The organism is Gordonia sp. NPDC057258 (assembly GCF_042668985.1).
Taxonomy (GTDB): Bacteria; Actinomycetota; Actinomycetes; order Mycobacteriales; family Mycobacteriaceae; genus Gordonia; species Gordonia hongkongensis.
The window spans coordinates 1-16,539 of the sequence record NZ_JBHUXZ010000033.1; the positions used below are offsets into that span (position 1 = coordinate 1).

General features: G+C 69.1%; 17 protein-coding genes. 5 read left to right on the forward strand and 12 right to left on the reverse strand.

Features of this window, described 5'->3' with window-relative positions; translation table 11 throughout:
* Positions 1-3: 3 nt before the first annotated feature.
* Positions 4-972 (reverse strand): DNA polymerase III subunit delta, encoded by a 969-nt coding sequence (gene holA / locus ACFUEJ_RS19190; RefSeq protein ID WP_068970238.1) that lies wholly within the window; start codon positions 970-972, stop codon positions 4-6.
* 165 nt (positions 973-1,137) lie between these two features.
* Between holA and ACFUEJ_RS19195 the strand changes: the two genes are divergently transcribed.
* Entirely contained in the window at positions 1,138-2,550 is a 1,413-nt protein-coding gene (locus ACFUEJ_RS19195; protein WP_165629845.1) for an amino acid permease, read from the forward strand.
* Between the two features lie 12 nt (positions 2,551-2,562).
* Here ACFUEJ_RS19195 and ACFUEJ_RS19200 read toward each other — a convergent pair whose 3' ends face one another.
* From ACFUEJ_RS19200 to ACFUEJ_RS19250, 11 genes are all read right to left on the reverse strand, one after another.
* The gene (locus ACFUEJ_RS19200; RefSeq protein ID WP_288813996.1) at positions 2,563-3,960 is read right to left on the reverse strand and encodes a ComEC/Rec2 family competence protein; all 1,398 of its coding nucleotides are present in this window, start codon (positions 3,958-3,960) and stop codon (positions 2,563-2,565) included.
* A gap of 3 nt (positions 3,961-3,963) precedes the next feature.
* The gene (locus ACFUEJ_RS19205; protein ID WP_205333490.1) at positions 3,964-4,965 is read right to left on the reverse strand and encodes a ComEA family DNA-binding protein; all 1,002 of its coding nucleotides are present in this window, start codon (positions 4,963-4,965) and stop codon (positions 3,964-3,966) included.
* A 116-nt stretch (positions 4,966-5,081) separates the two neighbouring features.
* Positions 5,082-5,942, reverse strand: coding sequence for a DegV family protein (locus ACFUEJ_RS19210; protein WP_205333489.1), 861 nt, complete (start codon positions 5,940-5,942; stop codon positions 5,082-5,084).
* A 4-nt stretch (positions 5,943-5,946) separates the two neighbouring features.
* The gene (octT, locus tag ACFUEJ_RS19215) at positions 5,947-6,771 is read right to left on the reverse strand and encodes a diglucosylglycerate octanoyltransferase (RefSeq protein ID WP_205333488.1); all 825 of its coding nucleotides are present in this window, start codon (positions 6,769-6,771) and stop codon (positions 5,947-5,949) included.
* A 13-nt stretch (positions 6,772-6,784) separates the two neighbouring features.
* On the reverse strand, positions 6,785-7,498 hold the full coding sequence (locus tag ACFUEJ_RS19220) for a histidine phosphatase family protein (protein WP_205333487.1): 714 nt from the start codon (positions 7,496-7,498) through the stop codon (positions 6,785-6,787).
* A complete protein-coding gene (rsfS, locus tag ACFUEJ_RS19225) occupies positions 7,495-7,857 on the reverse strand; it encodes a ribosome silencing factor (protein WP_004023080.1) in 363 nt (120 codons plus the stop codon). The genes ACFUEJ_RS19220 and rsfS overlap by 4 nt, the downstream gene beginning before the upstream one ends.
* A gap of 10 nt (positions 7,858-7,867) precedes the next feature.
* Positions 7,868-8,647, reverse strand: coding sequence for a nicotinate-nucleotide adenylyltransferase (gene nadD / locus ACFUEJ_RS19230; RefSeq protein ID WP_058252105.1), 780 nt, complete (start codon positions 8,645-8,647; stop codon positions 7,868-7,870).
* Between the two features lie 48 nt (positions 8,648-8,695).
* Positions 8,696-10,090, reverse strand: coding sequence for a VWA domain-containing protein (locus tag ACFUEJ_RS19235; RefSeq protein ID WP_078112911.1), 1,395 nt, complete (start codon positions 10,088-10,090; stop codon positions 8,696-8,698).
* A complete protein-coding gene (locus ACFUEJ_RS19240; RefSeq protein WP_288814910.1) occupies positions 10,090-11,034 on the reverse strand; it encodes a MoxR family ATPase in 945 nt (314 codons plus the stop codon). The genes ACFUEJ_RS19235 and ACFUEJ_RS19240 overlap by 1 nt, the downstream gene beginning before the upstream one ends.
* Positions 11,034-12,332 (reverse strand): glutamate-5-semialdehyde dehydrogenase, encoded by a 1,299-nt coding sequence (locus ACFUEJ_RS19245; protein WP_288814913.1) that lies wholly within the window; start codon positions 12,330-12,332, stop codon positions 11,034-11,036. The genes ACFUEJ_RS19240 and ACFUEJ_RS19245 overlap by 1 nt, the downstream gene beginning before the upstream one ends.
* A 105-nt stretch (positions 12,333-12,437) precedes the next feature.
* Entirely contained in the window at positions 12,438-12,728 is a 291-nt protein-coding gene (locus tag ACFUEJ_RS19250; protein ID WP_197414683.1) for a metal-sensitive transcriptional regulator, read from the reverse strand.
* A 127-nt stretch (positions 12,729-12,855) separates the two neighbouring features.
* Here ACFUEJ_RS19250 and ACFUEJ_RS19255 point away from each other — a divergent pair, with 127 nt between their 5' ends.
* Genes ACFUEJ_RS19255 through ACFUEJ_RS19270 form a run of 4 tightly spaced genes read left to right on the forward strand, consistent with a single transcriptional unit; the run spans position 12,856 to position 16,530 of the window.
* On the forward strand, positions 12,856-15,018 hold the full coding sequence (locus tag ACFUEJ_RS19255) for an MMPL family transporter (protein ID WP_288814918.1): 2,163 nt from the start codon (positions 12,856-12,858) through the stop codon (positions 15,016-15,018).
* A gap of 53 nt (positions 15,019-15,071) precedes the next feature.
* Entirely contained in the window at positions 15,072-15,476 is a 405-nt protein-coding gene (locus tag ACFUEJ_RS19260) for a DUF302 domain-containing protein (RefSeq protein WP_288814919.1), read from the forward strand.
* Between the two features lie 34 nt (positions 15,477-15,510).
* Complete coding sequence (locus ACFUEJ_RS19265; RefSeq protein WP_288814920.1) at positions 15,511-16,116, forward strand: hypothetical protein; 606 nt, start codon at positions 15,511-15,513, stop codon at positions 16,114-16,116.
* A gap of 48 nt (positions 16,117-16,164) precedes the next feature.
* Positions 16,165-16,530 carry a multidrug efflux SMR transporter gene (locus ACFUEJ_RS19270; protein ID WP_336276194.1) on the forward strand — a complete coding sequence of 122 codons (366 nt, stop codon included), beginning with the start codon at positions 16,165-16,167 and terminating at the stop codon, positions 16,528-16,530.
* Positions 16,531-16,539: the final 9 nt, after the last annotated feature.

Below are 16,539 nucleotides of genomic sequence, written 5' to 3' on the forward strand. Positions count from 1 at the left end.
GCGTCAGCTCCGCCGACGCCCGTCCGGCCGGAGGTCGGCGACCGTGGCGACGGCGTGGGTGAGGCTGTAATCGGGGTCGGCGGCCTGCCCCTTCACATCCGCGTTGAGCGCCGCGACCACGCCGACCGCCCGCGCGATCGACTCCGCGTCCCACGCCTTGGCCTTCGCCTGCACGTTCTTGACCCGGTTGGGCGGCATGCCGAGTTCGCGGGCCGCATCGAAGTGGTTGATCGACCCCATGGGTCGGATGCGAGCGATGGCGTGGACGGCCTCGGCGAGGGCGTCGGCAAGCAGCACCCGCGGCACGCCGTGGTGCAGCGCCCAGGCCAGGGATTCCAGCGCGCCGGCACGGTCGCCCGTCACCGCCCGGTCGGCCACCTCGAATCCGGTCACCTCGGGACGGCCCTGGTAGTACAGGCGCACGGTGTCGCGGTCGACCTTGCCGCCGGTGTCGGCCACGAGTTGCGCGCACGCGGCGGCCAGCTCGCGCAGTTCCGATCCGACGCCCTCGACCACCTGCTCGACGACATCGGCGCCGACCTTTACGCCCAGCGAACGGAACTCGTTGCGCACGAAAGTCATTCGCTCCGACGGCCACTTCGGGGCGGTCGTCTCGTGCTCGACGGCCCCGGCCTTCTTCAACGCGGGGACCATCGACTTCGCCCGGCCCCCGCCGTGATGGATCACCATCAGCGTGATGCCCTCGGGCAGCGACGACGCGGTCGCGGCGATGAGCGCGGCCGGCTCCTTGCCCGCGTCGGCGGCGGCCTCGACGACGACGATCCGCTCTTCGGCGAACAGCGACGGACTGAGCAACTCCGCGAGTTCGTGTTCGCTCACGTCGCCGGCACGTACCCGGGTCACCGGCACCGGGGTACCTGCCGCTTTCGACGCGGCGTCGACCACGGCCGAGATCACCCGGCCGGTGAGGAAGTCGTCGTCTCCGAGCAGCAGGTGCAGGCGATCGGTCACGGCGACAATGGTGCCAGACGGCGCCGACACGATCACCGGACCGCCGCCCGGCCAACCGAATACGACAAAGTGGACGGGTCCTGTGGGCAAGTGAATCCGGTCGATCGCGGGCCGTTACGGTGAGCTTCTGCCATCGGCCCACCGACATTCGGAGGAGTTGCCCGCGTGACTGTCGAGCATCCCGGCACCGACACGGGTGCCGACACCGACGAGGGATACCAACGCGGGCTCACCGCCCGCACCGTGCAGATGATCGCCATCGGCGGCGCGATCGGCACCGGCCTCTTCTACGGCGCGGGTGGCGCGATCGAGAAGGCGGGACCGGCACTCATCCTGGCGTACGCGCTCGCCGGCCTCGCGATCTTCATCGTCATGCGCGCTCTCGGCGAACTCCTCATCTACCGGCCGATCTCCGGTGGCATCAGCGAGTACGCCGACGAGTTCCTCGGACGGTTCGCCGGTTTCAGCCAGGGGTGGACCTATTGGGCCGTGTGGACGACGACGTGCATGGCCGAGATCACCGTGGCGGGCAAGTACATCAACTACTGGTGGCCCTCGGTGCCGGTGTGGGTCACCGCCCTCATCGCGCTCATCGTGCTGTTCGGCGCGAACCTGATCTCCGTCGGGGTGTTCGGACGCGCGGAGTTCTGGTTCTCCGCCATCAAGGTCACCGCCATCCTCGGCATGATCATCGTCGGCATCGGTGTGCTGCTCCCGATCGCCGGGCTGGGGCCCGAGACCGGTCCGTCGGTGACGAACCTGTGGAACGACGGCGGCTTCTTCGCGACCGGCTTCAGCAACGCGATGCTGAGCCTGCAGATCGTCATGTTCGCCTATGTCGGCGTCGAGCTCGTCGGCGTGACCGCGGGAGAGGCACAGAACCCGCGCGTCACGCTGCGCAAGGCGATCAACACCGTTCCGTTCCGCATCGGGATCTTTTATGTCGGCTCGCTGCTGGTGATCCTCTCGGTCCGCAGCTGGACGGACTTCCAGGCCGGCGAGAGCCCCTTCGTCTCGGTCTTCTCCTACATCGGCATCCCCGGCGCCGCGGGCATCGTCAACTTCATCTTGCTCACCGCTGCCCTCTCGTCGTGCAACTCGGGCATCTACTCGACCGGGCGCATGCTGCGCTCCCTCGCCCACACCGGCGACGCCCCGCGGCAGCTGACCCGACTCTCGAACCGCAAGGTCCCGGCCGTCGGCATCACGCTGAGTGCCGCCGTCATGGCGATCGGCGTGGTGGTGAACGTCATCGATCCCGCACACGCCTTCGCCTACATCACCGCGGTGTCGACGGTCGGGATCATCGTCATCTGGTCGACTATCCTGCTGTGCCAGATGGCCTACCGCCGGAAGGTCGCGCGCGGCGAACTGCCGCGTTCGGACTACCGGGTCCCCGGCGCCCCGATCACCACGTGGCTCGCCCTCGCCTTCCTCGCGCTCGTCTTCGTCCTGCTGTTCTTCGACCGCGACGGTCGGATCGCACTGATCGTCGGGGCGGTCTGGTTCGCCGCCGTCGGCGTCGGCTACATGGTGTGGAACCGCACCGCGGGCGAGCTGGCCGACCGCGAGGTCTGACTGCGGGCAGCCTCATCCGAACGGCGAGGGCACCTCCACACTCGCCCAGCCCACGCCGCCGAGGGTGCGCGCGCACACGACCATCCACCACAGTTCGGGGGCGAGGGCGCGCACCAGCAGTTCACCCACGAGCGCGCCGACGCCGTCGGGCGGCCCGATCGCGCCGATGAGTGCGGCGAGGGTGCCGACCACGCTGATCACCGCGACCACCGGGGCGACCAGAAGGTTCGCAACGATTCCCACCACCGAGAACGTGCCGGTCACCACGACCACGATCGGCGCCGTCACCACCTGCGCGGTGACCGCCATCGCGATCACCTCGGCGACACCGGGCGGACAACGCCACTCGCGCAACCGGTCACGGAATCGTGGGGCCCACAGCACGATGGCGGCGGTGGCGGCCACCGACAAGGCGAACCCCGGTTGCAGCGCCAGCTCGGGCCACCACAGGAGTCCGCCGACGACCGCCGCACCGAGCGCCGGGAACGCCTGCGCCCGACGAGAGGCGAAGAGCGCCAACACACCCACCGCTCCCATCAACGCGGCACGCACGACACTAGGCGACGGCCGGACGAGCACCACGAATGCCAGGATCACCACCAGCCCGACGACCGCGGCCGCCCGCGGTGGCACACCCGCACTGCGAACCACGAGAAGCGCTGCCCCGCAGACGATCGCGAAATTGCTGCCGCTCACCGCGGTCAGATGGCTCAGGCCGGCGTCGCGGAAATCGTCCCGCAGGCCGTCGTCGAGGGAGCTCTCGTCGCCGAGCACGAGGCCGGGCAGGAGTCCGGCCGCGTCCTCGTCGAGCGCCCGCGCGGCCAACACCTGCAACCGTTCCCGGATCGCACCGGCCACCTGCTGGTGGGCGGGCGGCGAGCCGACGACCCGGGGCTGCTGCGCAGTCAGGGTCGCCACCAGCAGCGAGTGCTCGGGCGGCGGCCGCACCCGCGCGACCGTGAGCACCCGTTGCCCGGGCAACAGTCCCGACCACTCCCCGAGATCCCCCATCAGGTCGGCGGAAGCCGTCGGAACACGATGCGAACCAACCTGTTCCACGTCGACGCGCAGACGGACGCGTCCGGCCGACGAGGGCCCGACAACCACCGGGTCCCCACGCACGGTAAGTACGACCGTCGACTTCCCGGTCGACGCGGCCAGCGGGTGATCGGAGCGGACCTCCTGCCGGATCGCCAAGGAAGTCGCGCACACCGCGGCGAGTCCGGCCACGACGATGATCAAACCGACCGCGTCCCATCCGAACCGGCCGCCGGCACAGACCAGCGTGCCGACCGAGGCCACCGCGCCCGAACAGATCGCCAGCCCGAGCGTGTACCCGGGCGGCATCACCAGCCCGAACGCCGTCACCGACCACACCGCCACCGCCGGTACCAGCAGGCGGTAGTCCACCCGTCAGACCGTCACGAGATCGCGCAGTCTGGCCAGGCGTGCCGGACCGATCCCGTCGACCTCGGCGAGCTGGTCCACGGAGCTGAAGCGCCCGTTGCGATCCCTCCACGACAGGATGGCCTTCGCGGTCACCGGCCCCACCCCGGGCAACTCGTCGAGGTCGGCCTCGGTGGCGGTGTTGAGGTTCACGAGTCCGCCGGTGGCCGGCGGACCACCCGAACCGCCGGCGGGCGCCCCTGCATCTGCCGGGGGTGCACCCGCGGGTGCGGGCGGCGCGCCGGAAGCCCCGACGACGGCGCTGCGCAGCGACATCTCGCCCTGCCCGCCCGCGTAGCCGACGAGGATCTGATCGCCGTCCCGGAGGACCTGCGCGAGGTTCAGCGACAGCAGATCCGCGTTCTTGCGCGCACCTCCCGCCCGGTCGATCGCGTCGGCGACCCGCGCCCCGGGCGTGAGTTGCACCAGACCCGGCGTGTGCACCAAACCGACGACACTGACCACCATCTGCGCCGGGATCGATTCGGTCGGCACGGCCGGCGGCGTCGACGGGTCCGACATCGACGAGGTGCCGGCCACCGCACCGAAATCCACGACCGGCGCCGACCCCGACCCGCGGAACAGTCCGAAGGCCGCGACGGCACAGACGACGACACCGACCGCGATCAGCGCGAGAGCTGCCGGTGGCGCGACCGCGAAGCGCCGCCGAGGGATGGGATCGTCGTCGAAGTCATCGTCATCCTCGGCACCGTCGCCGCCGACACTGTCGCCGCCGTCGGCGTCCGACCGTCGCCGCTGGGTTCGCGCCGGCGTGTCAAGCCACGTCGGCATCCCGCCGATCCCCCACCCGGGATGCTCGGGTTCCTCGACGGGGCCGAGCCGGTCGTCGATGTCCGGCGCGAGCGGCGGCGACACGGGGTCGATGCCTGCCGTACCGTCCCGTCGGTCCGGCAGATCGGCCACCGGCGCCAGCCGGTCCAGCGGGTTCCGCCGTCCTGATGCGCTCATGACGCCACACGCTAGGTCGCACAGCCGCCGCTGCTCCGCACGCGAACCGCAGAACCCGCGATCTGTGGACGGTCAGCGCGAGCTGTGGATGGCGCCGAGCCCGGCGCGCCGGACCGCTAGGACTCGCCGAGACCCTCGATCGGTTCGAGGTGCGCGGCGATCACGACGCCCACCGCGCCGGGGCCGACGTGGGCGCCGAGGATGGGACCGAGATCAACGGTCAGCTCGGAGGTCACCACCCGCAGCTTGGCGTGGACGGCCGCGCGCAGTTCCTCGGCGACGTCCGGGCTCTGACAGTGCTGGATGCCGACCGTGACCGCGCGCCCGCCCGCGGAGTCGGCGGCGGCGTCGACCATCTTGTCCAGCGCCTTGGAGAACGTGCGATGACGTTCCTTCAGCGTCAGGGTCCCGTCGACCATGTGCAGGATCGGTTTGATGGACAGCGCCGATCCGAAGAGCTTGCCCGCGGCGCTGATCCGGCCACTGTTGCGCAGATTGTCGAGCTGCTGCACACACAGCAGCGAGTCGACGGTCGCTGCCTGTCGGATGGCGGACTCGTACACGCGGTCCCGGTCGGCTCCCCCGGCGGCGGCCTGGGCGGCCGCGACGGCGGTGAAACCGACTGCGAGACCGACAGATCGGGAATCGACGACCCGAACCTGCCCGGAGAACTTCTCCGCAGCCATCCGCGCCGAACTCCAGGTCCCCGACAACCGGCGCGACATGTGGACGGCGACGACGCCGGCACCCTGACTCGCCTCGAGCGCGGACTCGAAATGTTCGGAGAGATCGTTGGGGTTGGCGCCGGAGGTGGTCACGCCCGGCGTCGTCACGATGTCGGCCGGGATGTCGTCGACACCTTCGCGGTAGTCCTCGTCGCCGACGGCGAGGTGCAATGGGACCTGCCGTATCCCGTAGTGCTCGGTCACCGACCGCGGCAGTCGGGACGAGGAGTCTGTGACGACGACGACAGGCACGCGTCTACGTTAACGGGTTCACGCGCCGGGCCTCCACGGGCGTCGGGGTCGGGCCCCCGGCGTCGCGGTTCGCGCGCCGCCGGACGGCGTCGACGACCGGGGCGACAACGTCGGCGATGCCCCGATGGCACGAGAAACCCCAGTGGATTCCGTCGGGATTCATCTCGGCGGTGTCGTCGTCGAAGGCGTCCCGGGTGACCGGGTAGAAGTCGACACTCGGTAGGCCGTGGCTCGACGCCCATCGCGACATCGCCGCGGTCGTCGGGATCCGCCCGGCATGGACGTTGCCGTAATACGGGCTGCGGTGGGTGGGCGGCAGGCACACGACGATCGGGAGGTCCGGACGCAACTGGGCGAGCGCCGCGCGGATCTTCTCCAGGTACTCGATCGTGACGTGCGGCGGCAGCGCGAGCGGCCATCCGAGGTGCGACCCCCGCGGTTGTATCCACGCATAGGCCGCGCGTATTCGCTGCCGCAACCCGTTCGGCCTGATGTAGCGGATCTGCTCCCGGAAAGCCGTCGGAAGCGGCGAGGGCAGAGTGTCCATCCCTCCGAATGCGAGCACGACGACGTCGGCGCGGGGCACGGTGGCCCAGATGTTCGGGTCCTGGGTGAGGGCCCACCAGACGTCCCGGCTCGTCCACCCGATCCGGCCGAACAGCCGCACCTCCGAACGCGTCGCAGCGCCCACGAGCATCGGCCAGATCCGAGGGTCATCCGCGGGCAGACCGCCCTGCGGACCGTAGTACGCGAGCGAGTCGGACAACACCAGCACACATCGCTCCCGCGCATCGGCAGCGGATGGACCGGGTCCGGCGGCCTCGGTCATCGGCGGACGTCGCTCACTGCACCGCCGGGTCGGAGTCCTCGGCGGACGCGTTCCACACGTCCAGGCGCCACCGCGGCAGTTCGCCGGGCATGCCGTGCCCCGACAGCTGCACCCAACTCGTGTTCGCGAGCCCCCCGAAGACGGGCCAGTTCTCGACCGGCAGCCCGAGCAGCGCCGCGGTCATCGCCGCGATCACTCCCCCGTGGGCCACCAGCACCACCGGCGCCTCCGGGTTGTCGCCGACGCCCCACTCCGGCAACAGCTCGATCAACTCGTCGACCAGGGGGGTGGAGCGGCGGGCGACGTCGACGCGGCTCTCCCCACCCGGCGGCGTCCAGGTCGCGTCATCGCGCCAGACGGCGCGCGCGCCCGGCATCGCGGCATCGACGTCTAGGTGCGTCAGACCCTGCCACTCACCGAGGTGTGTCTCCCGTAGGCGTACGTCGGTGGTCACCGGCAGACCGGTTCGTTGTGCGAGCGCCTCGGCGGTGTCGCGGGCCCGCCGCAGATCCGACGATAAGATGACCACCGGTTGCCGCTTGGCGAGCTCGACCGCCGCCGAACCAGCTTGCCGGACACCGAGTTCGGACAAGTCGGTGTCGATCTGGCCTTGCATCCGACTCGCCGCGTTGTACTCGGTCTGCCCGTGCCGCAACAGGATCAGGCGCCGCACCACCGGGGTGAGACGTTCGACGGCGGTGTCGTGTGAGTCGGGACCGCCACTCACGACAGCCCGTCCACCTCGACCACCGGGCAGTCCTTCCACAGACTCTCCAGCGCGTAGAAGCGTCGTTCGTCGGTGTGCTGGATGTGCACCACGATGTCGGCGTAATCGAGCAGTGCCCAACGACCTTCGCGCGTGCCCTCGCGCCGCAGCGGCTTGTGGCCGGCCTCCCGCAGCTTCTCCTCGACCTCGTCGACGATCGAGTTCACCTGACGCTCGTTGTCGGCGGAGGCGATCACGAAGGCGTCGGTGATCACCAACTGCTCCGACACGTCGATCACCGTCACCTCATGGGCGAGCTTCTCGGCCGCGGCCAGGGCGGCCACCTTGGCCATCTCCAGCGCTTCAGCTGACGCAGTCACACTTGTCCTCTCATTCGGTCACGGCCTGTTCGCCCAGGGCGCGGCCCGACCCGTCGGTATCGCCCTGCAACTCCCCGGGAGGAATTTCCTCGGGCGGGAGCCGCTCGGGGCGGTTGGCCCCCGGAAGCGCCGGGGCGGAGACACCGGGCGACGACGCCCGGGGCGCACGATACAGCTTCCGCTTGGCGATGTACTGCACGACACCGTCGGGCACCAGGTACCAGACGGGCCGACCCTGCAACGCGCGCGTCCGGCACTCGGTGGACGAGATCGCCAGCGCCGGGATCTCCAGCAGATGCAGGGTGTCGGCGGGCATGGCCTCGAGATGGTGGGCCAGGTGCGTGGCGTCGAGCTCGTACCCCGGGCGGCTCACGCCGACGAATCGGGCGAGGCCGAACAGCTCCTCCCAGTCCTGCCACGACAGGATGGATTCCAGCGCGTCGGCACCGGTGATGAAGTACAGCTGGGCTTCCGGAAGCAGCGCTCGCAGGTCGCGGAGCGTGTCCACGGTGTAGGTGTCGCCGTCGCGGTCGATGTCGACACGACTGACGCTGAACTGCGGATTCGACGCGGTCGCGATGACCGTCATGAGGTAGCGGTCCTCCGGCGGGCTCACCGTCGTCGCCTCGCCGATCTTCTGCCAGGGACGGCCGGTCGGGACGAAGATCACCTCGTCCAGCGAGAACCGGTGGGCGACCTCGCTGGCCGCGACGAGGTGCCCGTTGTGGATCGGGTCGAACGTGCCGCCCATCACGCCGATACGGCGCGCACGCGGGCGGTCGGGTGACATGGACGGTCAGTCTACGCGTCGAGCACTGGTGCGAATCGGCAGCGCTGGTCAGATCGGCAGGAGGTCGGCGATGACCGTGCCCAGTTGTGTGGCGTTCCGGCATTCGAACATGTCGATCACGTCCGCGTAATCGGTCGCGACCGAGTCACCCGTGCCCCAGTGCTGCTTGGCCTCCGGGTTGAGCCAGTAGGCGTGCCGGGCCCGTTCCACCAGTTCGGCGAGCGCGTCGGCGTGCGGATCGTGATAGTTGTTCCGCCCGTCCCCCAGGATCAGCAACGCACCCCGGTGGGTCAGCGTATCGCCGTAGTCGGCGACGAACCCGGCCAGCATGTTGCCGTAGTCCGAGTGACCGTCGCGGGTGGAGATCCGCGCGGTGGAGATCATGTGGTGCATCGCCGCACCGAAATCCTCTTCGCCGTGGTCGAAGTAATCGGTCACCTCGTCGACGGTGTCGACGAAGGCGAACACCCGCACCTTCGAGAACTGTTGCCGCAGTGCATACACCAAGCGCAACGTGAACTGACTGAACCCGGCCACCGACCCCGAGACGTCGCAGATGATGATGAGTTCGGGCCGCCCCGGTCGGGGCTTGCGGTGACTGAGTTCGATGGGTACCCCACCGGTGGACATCGAGGCGCGCAGCGTCTTCCGGACGTCGACCGCGCCGCGGTGAGCGCGCCGTCGCCTCGTCTCGAGCTTCGCGGCCAGCAATCTGGCCAGCGGTTCGATGGTCTTGCGGATCTCCACCTGTTCTTTGGCACCCGCCGACAGGAAGTTGACGTTCTCCGGTAACGGGGGCACCGCATAGGCGCCGACCTTCTCGCGGCCGTTGCGGTCGGCCATGCGCCGCTGGGTCTCTCGCTCGATCGCCGCACGCAGATCGTTGGCCTTCTGGCGCGCCGCCTGCCGGTAGAGCGGTTCCGTACCGGCCCGCCCGCCGTCCCCGTCGCCATCCCCGGCCATGGCCGCCGCGATCTTCGCGATCAGTGTCTGCGGACTCACCGCGGTGATGGCCTGATAGGCCGAGAACGCCTCGCCCCGAGTCGATCCGTACCGCCCCAACTCGTCGACGATCATCGCGATGGCCTGGTCGAGCCGGCCGTCGTTCGCCGACGCGTCGTCGGCGAGCATCTCCGCCAGCGCGTCCCGGACCGCCTCGACATCGAGCTCACCGTCGGGGGTGCGCGGGAGATCCTCGGTCACGGTGCGCATTCCGGCGCCGAGCGGGAACCACAGGTCGAAGACCCGGTCGAATACACCGCGATGGGCGTGATCGACGAGCAGTGTCGTCGCGAGCCCCTCGCGTAGACGGGGGCGTTCGAGAAGGTCGAGAACCTCCATGGCACTCGCCGCATCGATCAGCGCCGACGGCCCGACCACGATCCCGCGACGACGCAACTCGTCGACGAAATCGGTGAGGTGCGCGACGAGCGGAGCCGTCATCAGCCCAGCTTGAGTTCTTTGAGAGCCGTCTTGAGGTCCGGCCGGTGCTTCAGCACGACACCGAGCGTCCGCGCTATGAGTCCGTCGTCGAATCCGCCACCGCTCTTCGCCGTGGCCTTCTCCCCGGCTCCCAGCGCCAACAGCGTGTTCGCCCAGTCGATCGTCTCGGCCACCGACGGTTTCTTGCGGATGTCGAGTGTGCGTAGGACACCGACGATCCGCACCAGCTCGGCGCTGAGCGAATCCGACAGGTTCGGCACCCGCGACGCGAGGATCTCCTTCTCGCGCTCGGCATCCGGGAAGTCGATGTAGAGGTACAGACAACGACGCTTGAGTGCCTCGGACAGCTCGCGGGTCGCGTTCGATGTCAGCAAGACGATCGGACGACGCTGAGCGGCAACGGTTCCCATCTCCGGGATGGTGATCGCGAAATCGCTGAGCACTTCCAGCAGCAGACCCTCCATGTCGACGTCGGCCTTGTCGACCTCGTCGATGAGGAGCACGGTGGCACCCTCGCGCGAGATCGCCTTGAGCAGCGGCCGCGGCAGGAGGAACTCGTCGGAGAAGATGTCGGCCTTGGCCTCATCCCACGCGCGGTCCCCCGTCGCCTGGATGTGCAGGATCTGCTTGGCGTGATTCCACTCGTACAGCGCGCGGGCCTCGTCGATGCCCTCGTAGCACTGCAGGCGGATGAGTTCGGCATCCGTGGCCGCCGCGATGGACCGGGCGAGTTCGGTCTTGCCGACACCCGCCGGCCCCTCGACCAGCAACGGCTTGCCGAGACGGTCGGCCAGGAAGGTCGAGGTCGCGGTCGCGTCGTCGGCGAGGTAACCCGTCGCGCGAAGGCGACCGACGACGTCGTCGACACCCTCGAACGACGGCACGACGGCCGGGCCCGAGCCGGTGCATCCCGCGGTCCCCGCGTCCGGGGTCGTCGCGCTCATCAGGCGGGCCGCACGTGGCCGTTGCCCCAGACCACCCATTTGGTCGAGGTCAGTTCTGGCAGACCCATCGGGCCGCGGGCATGGAGCTTCTGGGTGGAGATGCCGATCTCGGCGCCGAAGCCGAACTGCTCGCCGTCGGTGAAGGCGGTCGATGCGTTGACCATGACGGCGGCGGCATCCACGCGCCGGGTGAACTCGTCGGCGGCCGCCAGGTCGGTGGTGATGATCGCCTCGGTGTGGCCGGTTCCGTAGGTGTCGATGTGGGCGACCGCGGCGTCGAGCCCGTCGACCACCTTCATCGCGATGTCCATCGACAGGTATTCCATGGACCAGTCGTCCTCGGTGGCCGGCTCCATACCCGGCTCGTCGCCGTGGATGACCACGCCCTGGGTCTGCAGCACCGAGGTGATCCGCGGCAGCGCATCGGCCGCGACGGCCTTGTCGATGAGCACGGTCTCCGCGGTGTTGCAGACACTCGGCCGGCGGGTCTTGGAGTTGAGGATGACACGCGCCGCGACATCGAGGTCGGCGAGTGCGTGGACGTAGACGTGGCAGTTGCCGACGCCGGTCTCGATCGTCGGGACCGTCGCATTCGACACCACGGCCTCGATGAGGCCCGCGCCGCCACGGGGGATGACCACGTCCACGAGTCCGCGCGCCCGGATGAGCGCGGTCACGCTGGACCGATCGTCGCTGGGCAGCAGCGACACCGCATCCGCGCTGACCCCCTTGGCCGACAGGGTCTCCCGCAGCACGCGCACGAGTTCGGCGTTCGACGCCGCGGCCGACGACGAGCCACGCAGCAGCACCGCGTTCCCGGACTTGAAGGAGATCCCGAACGCATCGACGGTGACGTTGGGGCGCGCTTCGTACACGATGCCCACGACCCCCAGGGGCACGCGCAGCTGGCGCAGCTGCAGTCCGTTGGGGAGGGTCTTCCCCGCAACCACCTCACCGATCGGGTCGGGGAGCACGGCGACCTGCCGCAGACCGTTGGCGATACCGGCCACGCGCGACGCGTCGAGCCGCAGCCGGTCGAGCAGGCTCACCTCGATGTCGGCCGCCTCGGCACGTGCGATGTCCTCGGCGTTCGCGGCGAGGATGGTGTCGGTGGCCGCCTCGATGGCGTCGGCCGCGGCGAGCAGGACCTCGTTCTTGCCCGCGGCCGTCAGACCGCTCAGCGAGCGGGACGCCGACTTGGCGGCACGGGCAAGCCCGAGAACGACCCTCTCCGTGTCGGACTTCTCGGCGCCGGAGCCGCCTTCGGCGACGGACTGCTCTGCGGTGGGTGCGCTCATCAACATCCTCGACTTCGGTGGTTCCGGGCGCTACCGCCCGGACAGTGCCGTTCTCAGAGTAACGCCGCAGATTCGGAGTCCCCAACGAGATCCACGGTCGGCGCCTCAGGCGAGTGCGAGGAAGAGTTTCTCCAGCTCTGCCTCGGTCAACGGCGGTTGCTCACCGTCAACGGTCTCGATGCACTGCCGCATTCCCGAGGCCACGATCTTGAAGCCGGCGCGGTCGAGCGCGCGGGACACCGCGGCGAGCTGGGTGACCACATCCTTGCAGTCACGCCCGGCCTCGATCATCGCGATCACGCCGGCGAGCTGCCCCTGCGCTCGGCGTAGACGGTTGAGGACGGCACTCATCGCATCGTCGCCGACGGCCACGTGGGGCCTCTTGTCATCGGCCATCGAGGCCTCCTCGCTGTCGTGCACCACCGACGTCCGGTTGGGTGCTGAATTCTTGACGTCAAGATACCCCCATGGGTATGTTGGCCGCCAGACGGATACCCCCAGGGGTATATACGAAAGGAAATCCATGGCGCCGATCACACCTCTGTCCGACGAGGCGACCACTACCGACCCCGCGGGCTCCCCGCCCGGGGGCCTCGGCCGGTGGGGTGCGGCCATGGCCGCGCACGCCCGCTGGGTGTTCGGCATGTGGCTCCTCGTCCTGCTCGTCCTGGGAGCCGCGGCGCCGTCGGTGTTTTCCGCACTCGCGGGCGCGGGCTGGCAGGCCGACGGGTCGGAGTCCGTGCAGGTCCGCGAGCTGGCTCAGCAACATTTCGGCGGGAACTCGTCGGCAGCGGTCCATGTGGTCGTCCACTCCGAGCGCGACACGGTCGACGGTCCCGCGATTCGAGAGGTGGTCGGCGAGATCGCTGCACTGGCGGGGACGGACAGCCGGTTCGCCCAGGTCGTCCCGCCACAGCCCGGCACGTCGATCAGCCCGGACGGCCACACCGGGATCGTCATAGTGGGCGCGGCCGCCGACACCGACGAGATGGTGCGCGCTGTCGATGAGCACAAGGACGCGTTGATCGCCCTGTCCGGAAACGGGATCGAGGTGTACCCGACGGGTGCCTCGGTCCTGTGGAGCGACTTCAACGAGGCCAATCACGACGCGATGATCAAGGCCGAGCTGTTCTCATGGCCGGTCACGCTGACGATCATGGTGCTCGCCTTCGGGTCGCTCGTCGCGGCCGGTCTCCCATTGTTGCTGACCATCGCCGGTCTCGTCGCATCCGCGGGCGGCCTGGTGTTGTTGAACCAGGTCACCCCGATCTCGGTGTGGGCCATGAACTTCGCGATGATGTTCGCGCTGGCGCTGGGCATCGACTACGCACTGTTCCTGGTGTCGCGGTTCCGCGACTCGGTCCGGGAGCACGGCGACGACATGCGCGCGGCGGTGGCGCAGACGATGGACACCGCAGGCAAGGCGGTGTTGCTGTCCGGCATCACGGTTCTGGTGAGCCTGTCGGCCGTGCTGCTGGTTCCGGCACCGGCGGTGCGCACGATGGCGGTGGGCATCATGCTCGCGGTGGCCTTCGTCCTCGCGGCAACCCTCACTCTCCTACCCGCCGCGCTGGGCGCCCTGGGTGGCCGGATCAACGCGGTCTCGCTGCCGTACGCGCGCCGCCAGCAGCACCGATCGCCGGTGTTCGCACGCTGGGGCGGCTTCCTGCAGCGCCATCCGTGGGCTGTCGCCACCGGCTCCCTGGTTGTTCTCGTCGCGCTCGCGATCCCGGTCGTCGGGTTGAAGGTCGCTATGCCCTCCATCGGCGTCGTCCCGGCCGACGCGCCCGTCCGCCAGGGCTATGAACTCGTGCAGTCGCAGATGGGCGAGGGCGCACCGGGGATGCTGCAAATCGTCGCACCCGCCGACGAGGCGCAGCAGGCCGCCGCGGTCGCGGCGCAGTCCCCGGGGATCACCATGGTCACTCCCGCGACGCCGGCCGCGGACGACTCGGACCTCGTTCTCATGCAGGCTCTTCCGACCGTCGACCCGTCCGCCGGCCAGATGGCCACAATCGTCGACGACCTGCGTGACGCATTGCCCGACGGCGCTCTCGTCGGCGGCGCGCCCACCGAGAACCTCGACCTGCAGCACGCTCTGAACGACTACTTCCCGCTGGTCGTCGCCGTCATTCTCGTCCTCGGTTTCGTCCTGCTGCTGGTGTCACTCCAAGCGCCGCTGATCGCACTCATCGGCACTGTGGTGAGCCTGCTGTCCACCGCCGCGGCCTTCGGCGTCGCGAAGCTGATCTTCCAGGACGGGCACCTGGCAGACCTGCTGGGCTTCACACCTCAGGGATTTCTCGACGGCTGGGCCCCCGTGTTCTTCTTCGCCATGATCTTCGCGATCGCGATGGACTACACCGTGTTCCTCCTCGCCACCGCCAAAGAACACTACGAACGCTCCGGGGATCCATCGACCGCGCAGGTCGACGGCATGGCCCACTCCGGGCGGATCATCTTCGCCGCAGCTGCGGTCATGGTCGCCGTCTTCTTCACCTTCGCCCTGGCCCAACCACTCCCTCCGAAGGAGATGGGGATCATCCTGGGTGTGGCAGTCCTGCTCGACGCCGTCCTGATTCGCCTCACCCTCCTGCCGGCGCTGCTACGCATCACCGGCCGGGCGGCGTGGTGGACACCATCCTGGTTGCGCCGGATCCTCCCGTCGATCAGCTTCAAGCATTGACCTCACCCGAATCGGGTACACGCCCCTTGAGGGCCGACAAGAAAGGACACACGATGTCACTCGCACTGACCACCACGCTGCCGCACCCCTTCCCGGAGGCGGTCGAACGGACCAGAGCCGCGCTCGCCGATCAGGGATTCGGCATCCTCACCGAGATCGACGTCCAGGCGACGCTCAAGACGAAACTCGACGAGGACATGGAGCCGTACCTGATACTCGGCGCGTGCAATCCGCCGCTGGCGCATCGGGCGCTCGGCGTCCAGCGGCAGATCGGGTTGCTGCTGCCCTGCAACGTCGTCGTCCGGTCCGATCCGGACGATCCGAACCAGACCCTCGTCGAGGCGATGGACCCCGACGTCATGGTTCAGGTCTCGGGTGAGCCCGGTCTCGAACCGGTGGCTCGTGATGCGGCACAGAAGCTCCGCGCCGCGATAGACGCCCTGTCGAATCAACCCTGACCTGCCGTCCGACCCTTCCCAGACAGGAGTTCACATGACACATTTCGATTTCCACTTCGACCCTGTGTGCCCCTTCGCGTGGGCGGCGTCGCGATGGCTCGTCGACCAGGTGGGCGCGCACGACGCCTCCGTCGACTGGCACGTGATGAGTCTGGCGATCCTGAACGAGGACAAAGAGCCCCATTCCGACGAGCAGCGCCGACAGCTCGTCACCTCGCGACAGCTCGGTCGTGTGTTCATGGCCGCCATCGACGAGAGCGGTCCGGAAGGGATCGGAGCCCTCTACACCGCGACCGGCCGCCGAGTTCATCGCGCGGGCGACGAGACGACGCCCGAGGTGGTCTCGGGAATCCTCACCGAGGCCGGCCTCCCCGCGGAGCTGTCGGCGGCAATGGACGACGAGTCGTTCGACGACGCCCTGCGCGCGTCGCATCGACGCAGTCAGGATGCGCTGGGCGAGGCCGGCGGCAGCCCCATCACCGGGATCGACGGCAACCATTTCTTCGGTCCCGTCCTCTCCGACATCCCGACCGGTGACGAAGCGGACGCACTTTTCTCGTCTCTGGTGACGCTCGCGGGCGTCTCGGCATTCGCACAGGTGAAGCGGCCGGCGGGAGGACCTCCGTCGTTCTCGGACTGATCTCGGCGCGCATCCCGCCCGTCTCCCGCCTACTGTGACGCCGTACAGATGTCCGAAGACGGGAGCGATCGCGAAGTGGCGTGGCTTGTCCTGGTGACCGCGGGTCTGGTCGAGATCATCTACATGGCAGCTCTGGAGAAGTCGAACACCTTCACACGTCCGATGTGGACGGCCCTGTTCATCATCGGGGTGATCGTGAGCATGGCCGGTGTCGCCTACGCGATCCGCTCGATCCCCCTGGGCACGGCCTACGCGGTCTGGGTGGGGATCGGCGCGGTCGGTACCGCGATCTATGGAATCCTGTTCCTGCGAGAACCGGCCGGCCTCGCTCGGCTCGGATGCATCTTCCTCATCCTCACGGGTGTCGTCGGACTGAACCTGTTGCACAACTCGGAGGGCGCGGGGGCGCATTGACGCGGCGGC

What these genes read in the sequence shown, in the direction of transcription:
- ACFUEJ_RS19205 (WP_205333490.1), bottom strand. Translation starts at nt 4,965, where the DNA reads ATGAGCGCATCAGGACGGCGGAACCCGCTGGACCGGCTGGCGCCGGTG.
- octT (WP_205333488.1), bottom strand. Translation starts at nt 6,771, where the DNA reads ATGACCGAGGCCGCCGGACCCGGTCCATCCGCTGCCGATGCGCGGGAG.
- nadD (WP_058252105.1), bottom strand. Translation starts at nt 8,647, where the DNA reads ATGTCACCCGACCGCCCGCGTGCGCGCCGTATCGGCGTGATGGGCGGC.
- ACFUEJ_RS19235 (WP_078112911.1), bottom strand. Translation starts at nt 10,090, where the DNA reads ATGACGGCTCCGCTCGTCGCGCACCTCACCGATTTCGTCGACGAGTTG.
- ACFUEJ_RS19240 (WP_288814910.1), bottom strand. Translation starts at nt 11,034, where the DNA reads ATGAGCGCGACGACCCCGGACGCGGGGACCGCGGGATGCACCGGCTCG.
- ACFUEJ_RS19245 (WP_288814913.1), bottom strand. Translation starts at nt 12,332, where the DNA reads ATGAGCGCACCCACCGCAGAGCAGTCCGTCGCCGAAGGCGGCTCCGGC.
- ACFUEJ_RS19250 (WP_197414683.1), bottom strand. Translation starts at nt 12,728, where the DNA reads ATGGCCGATGACAAGAGGCCCCACGTGGCCGTCGGCGACGATGCGATG.
- ACFUEJ_RS19255 (WP_288814918.1), top strand. Translation starts at nt 12,856, where the DNA reads ATGGCGCCGATCACACCTCTGTCCGACGAGGCGACCACTACCGACCCC.
- ACFUEJ_RS19260 (WP_288814919.1), top strand. Translation starts at nt 15,072, where the DNA reads ATGTCACTCGCACTGACCACCACGCTGCCGCACCCCTTCCCGGAGGCG.
- ACFUEJ_RS19265 (WP_288814920.1), top strand. Translation starts at nt 15,511, where the DNA reads ATGACACATTTCGATTTCCACTTCGACCCTGTGTGCCCCTTCGCGTGG.
- ACFUEJ_RS19270 (WP_336276194.1), top strand. Translation starts at nt 16,165, where the DNA reads ATGTCCGAAGACGGGAGCGATCGCGAAGTGGCGTGGCTTGTCCTGGTG.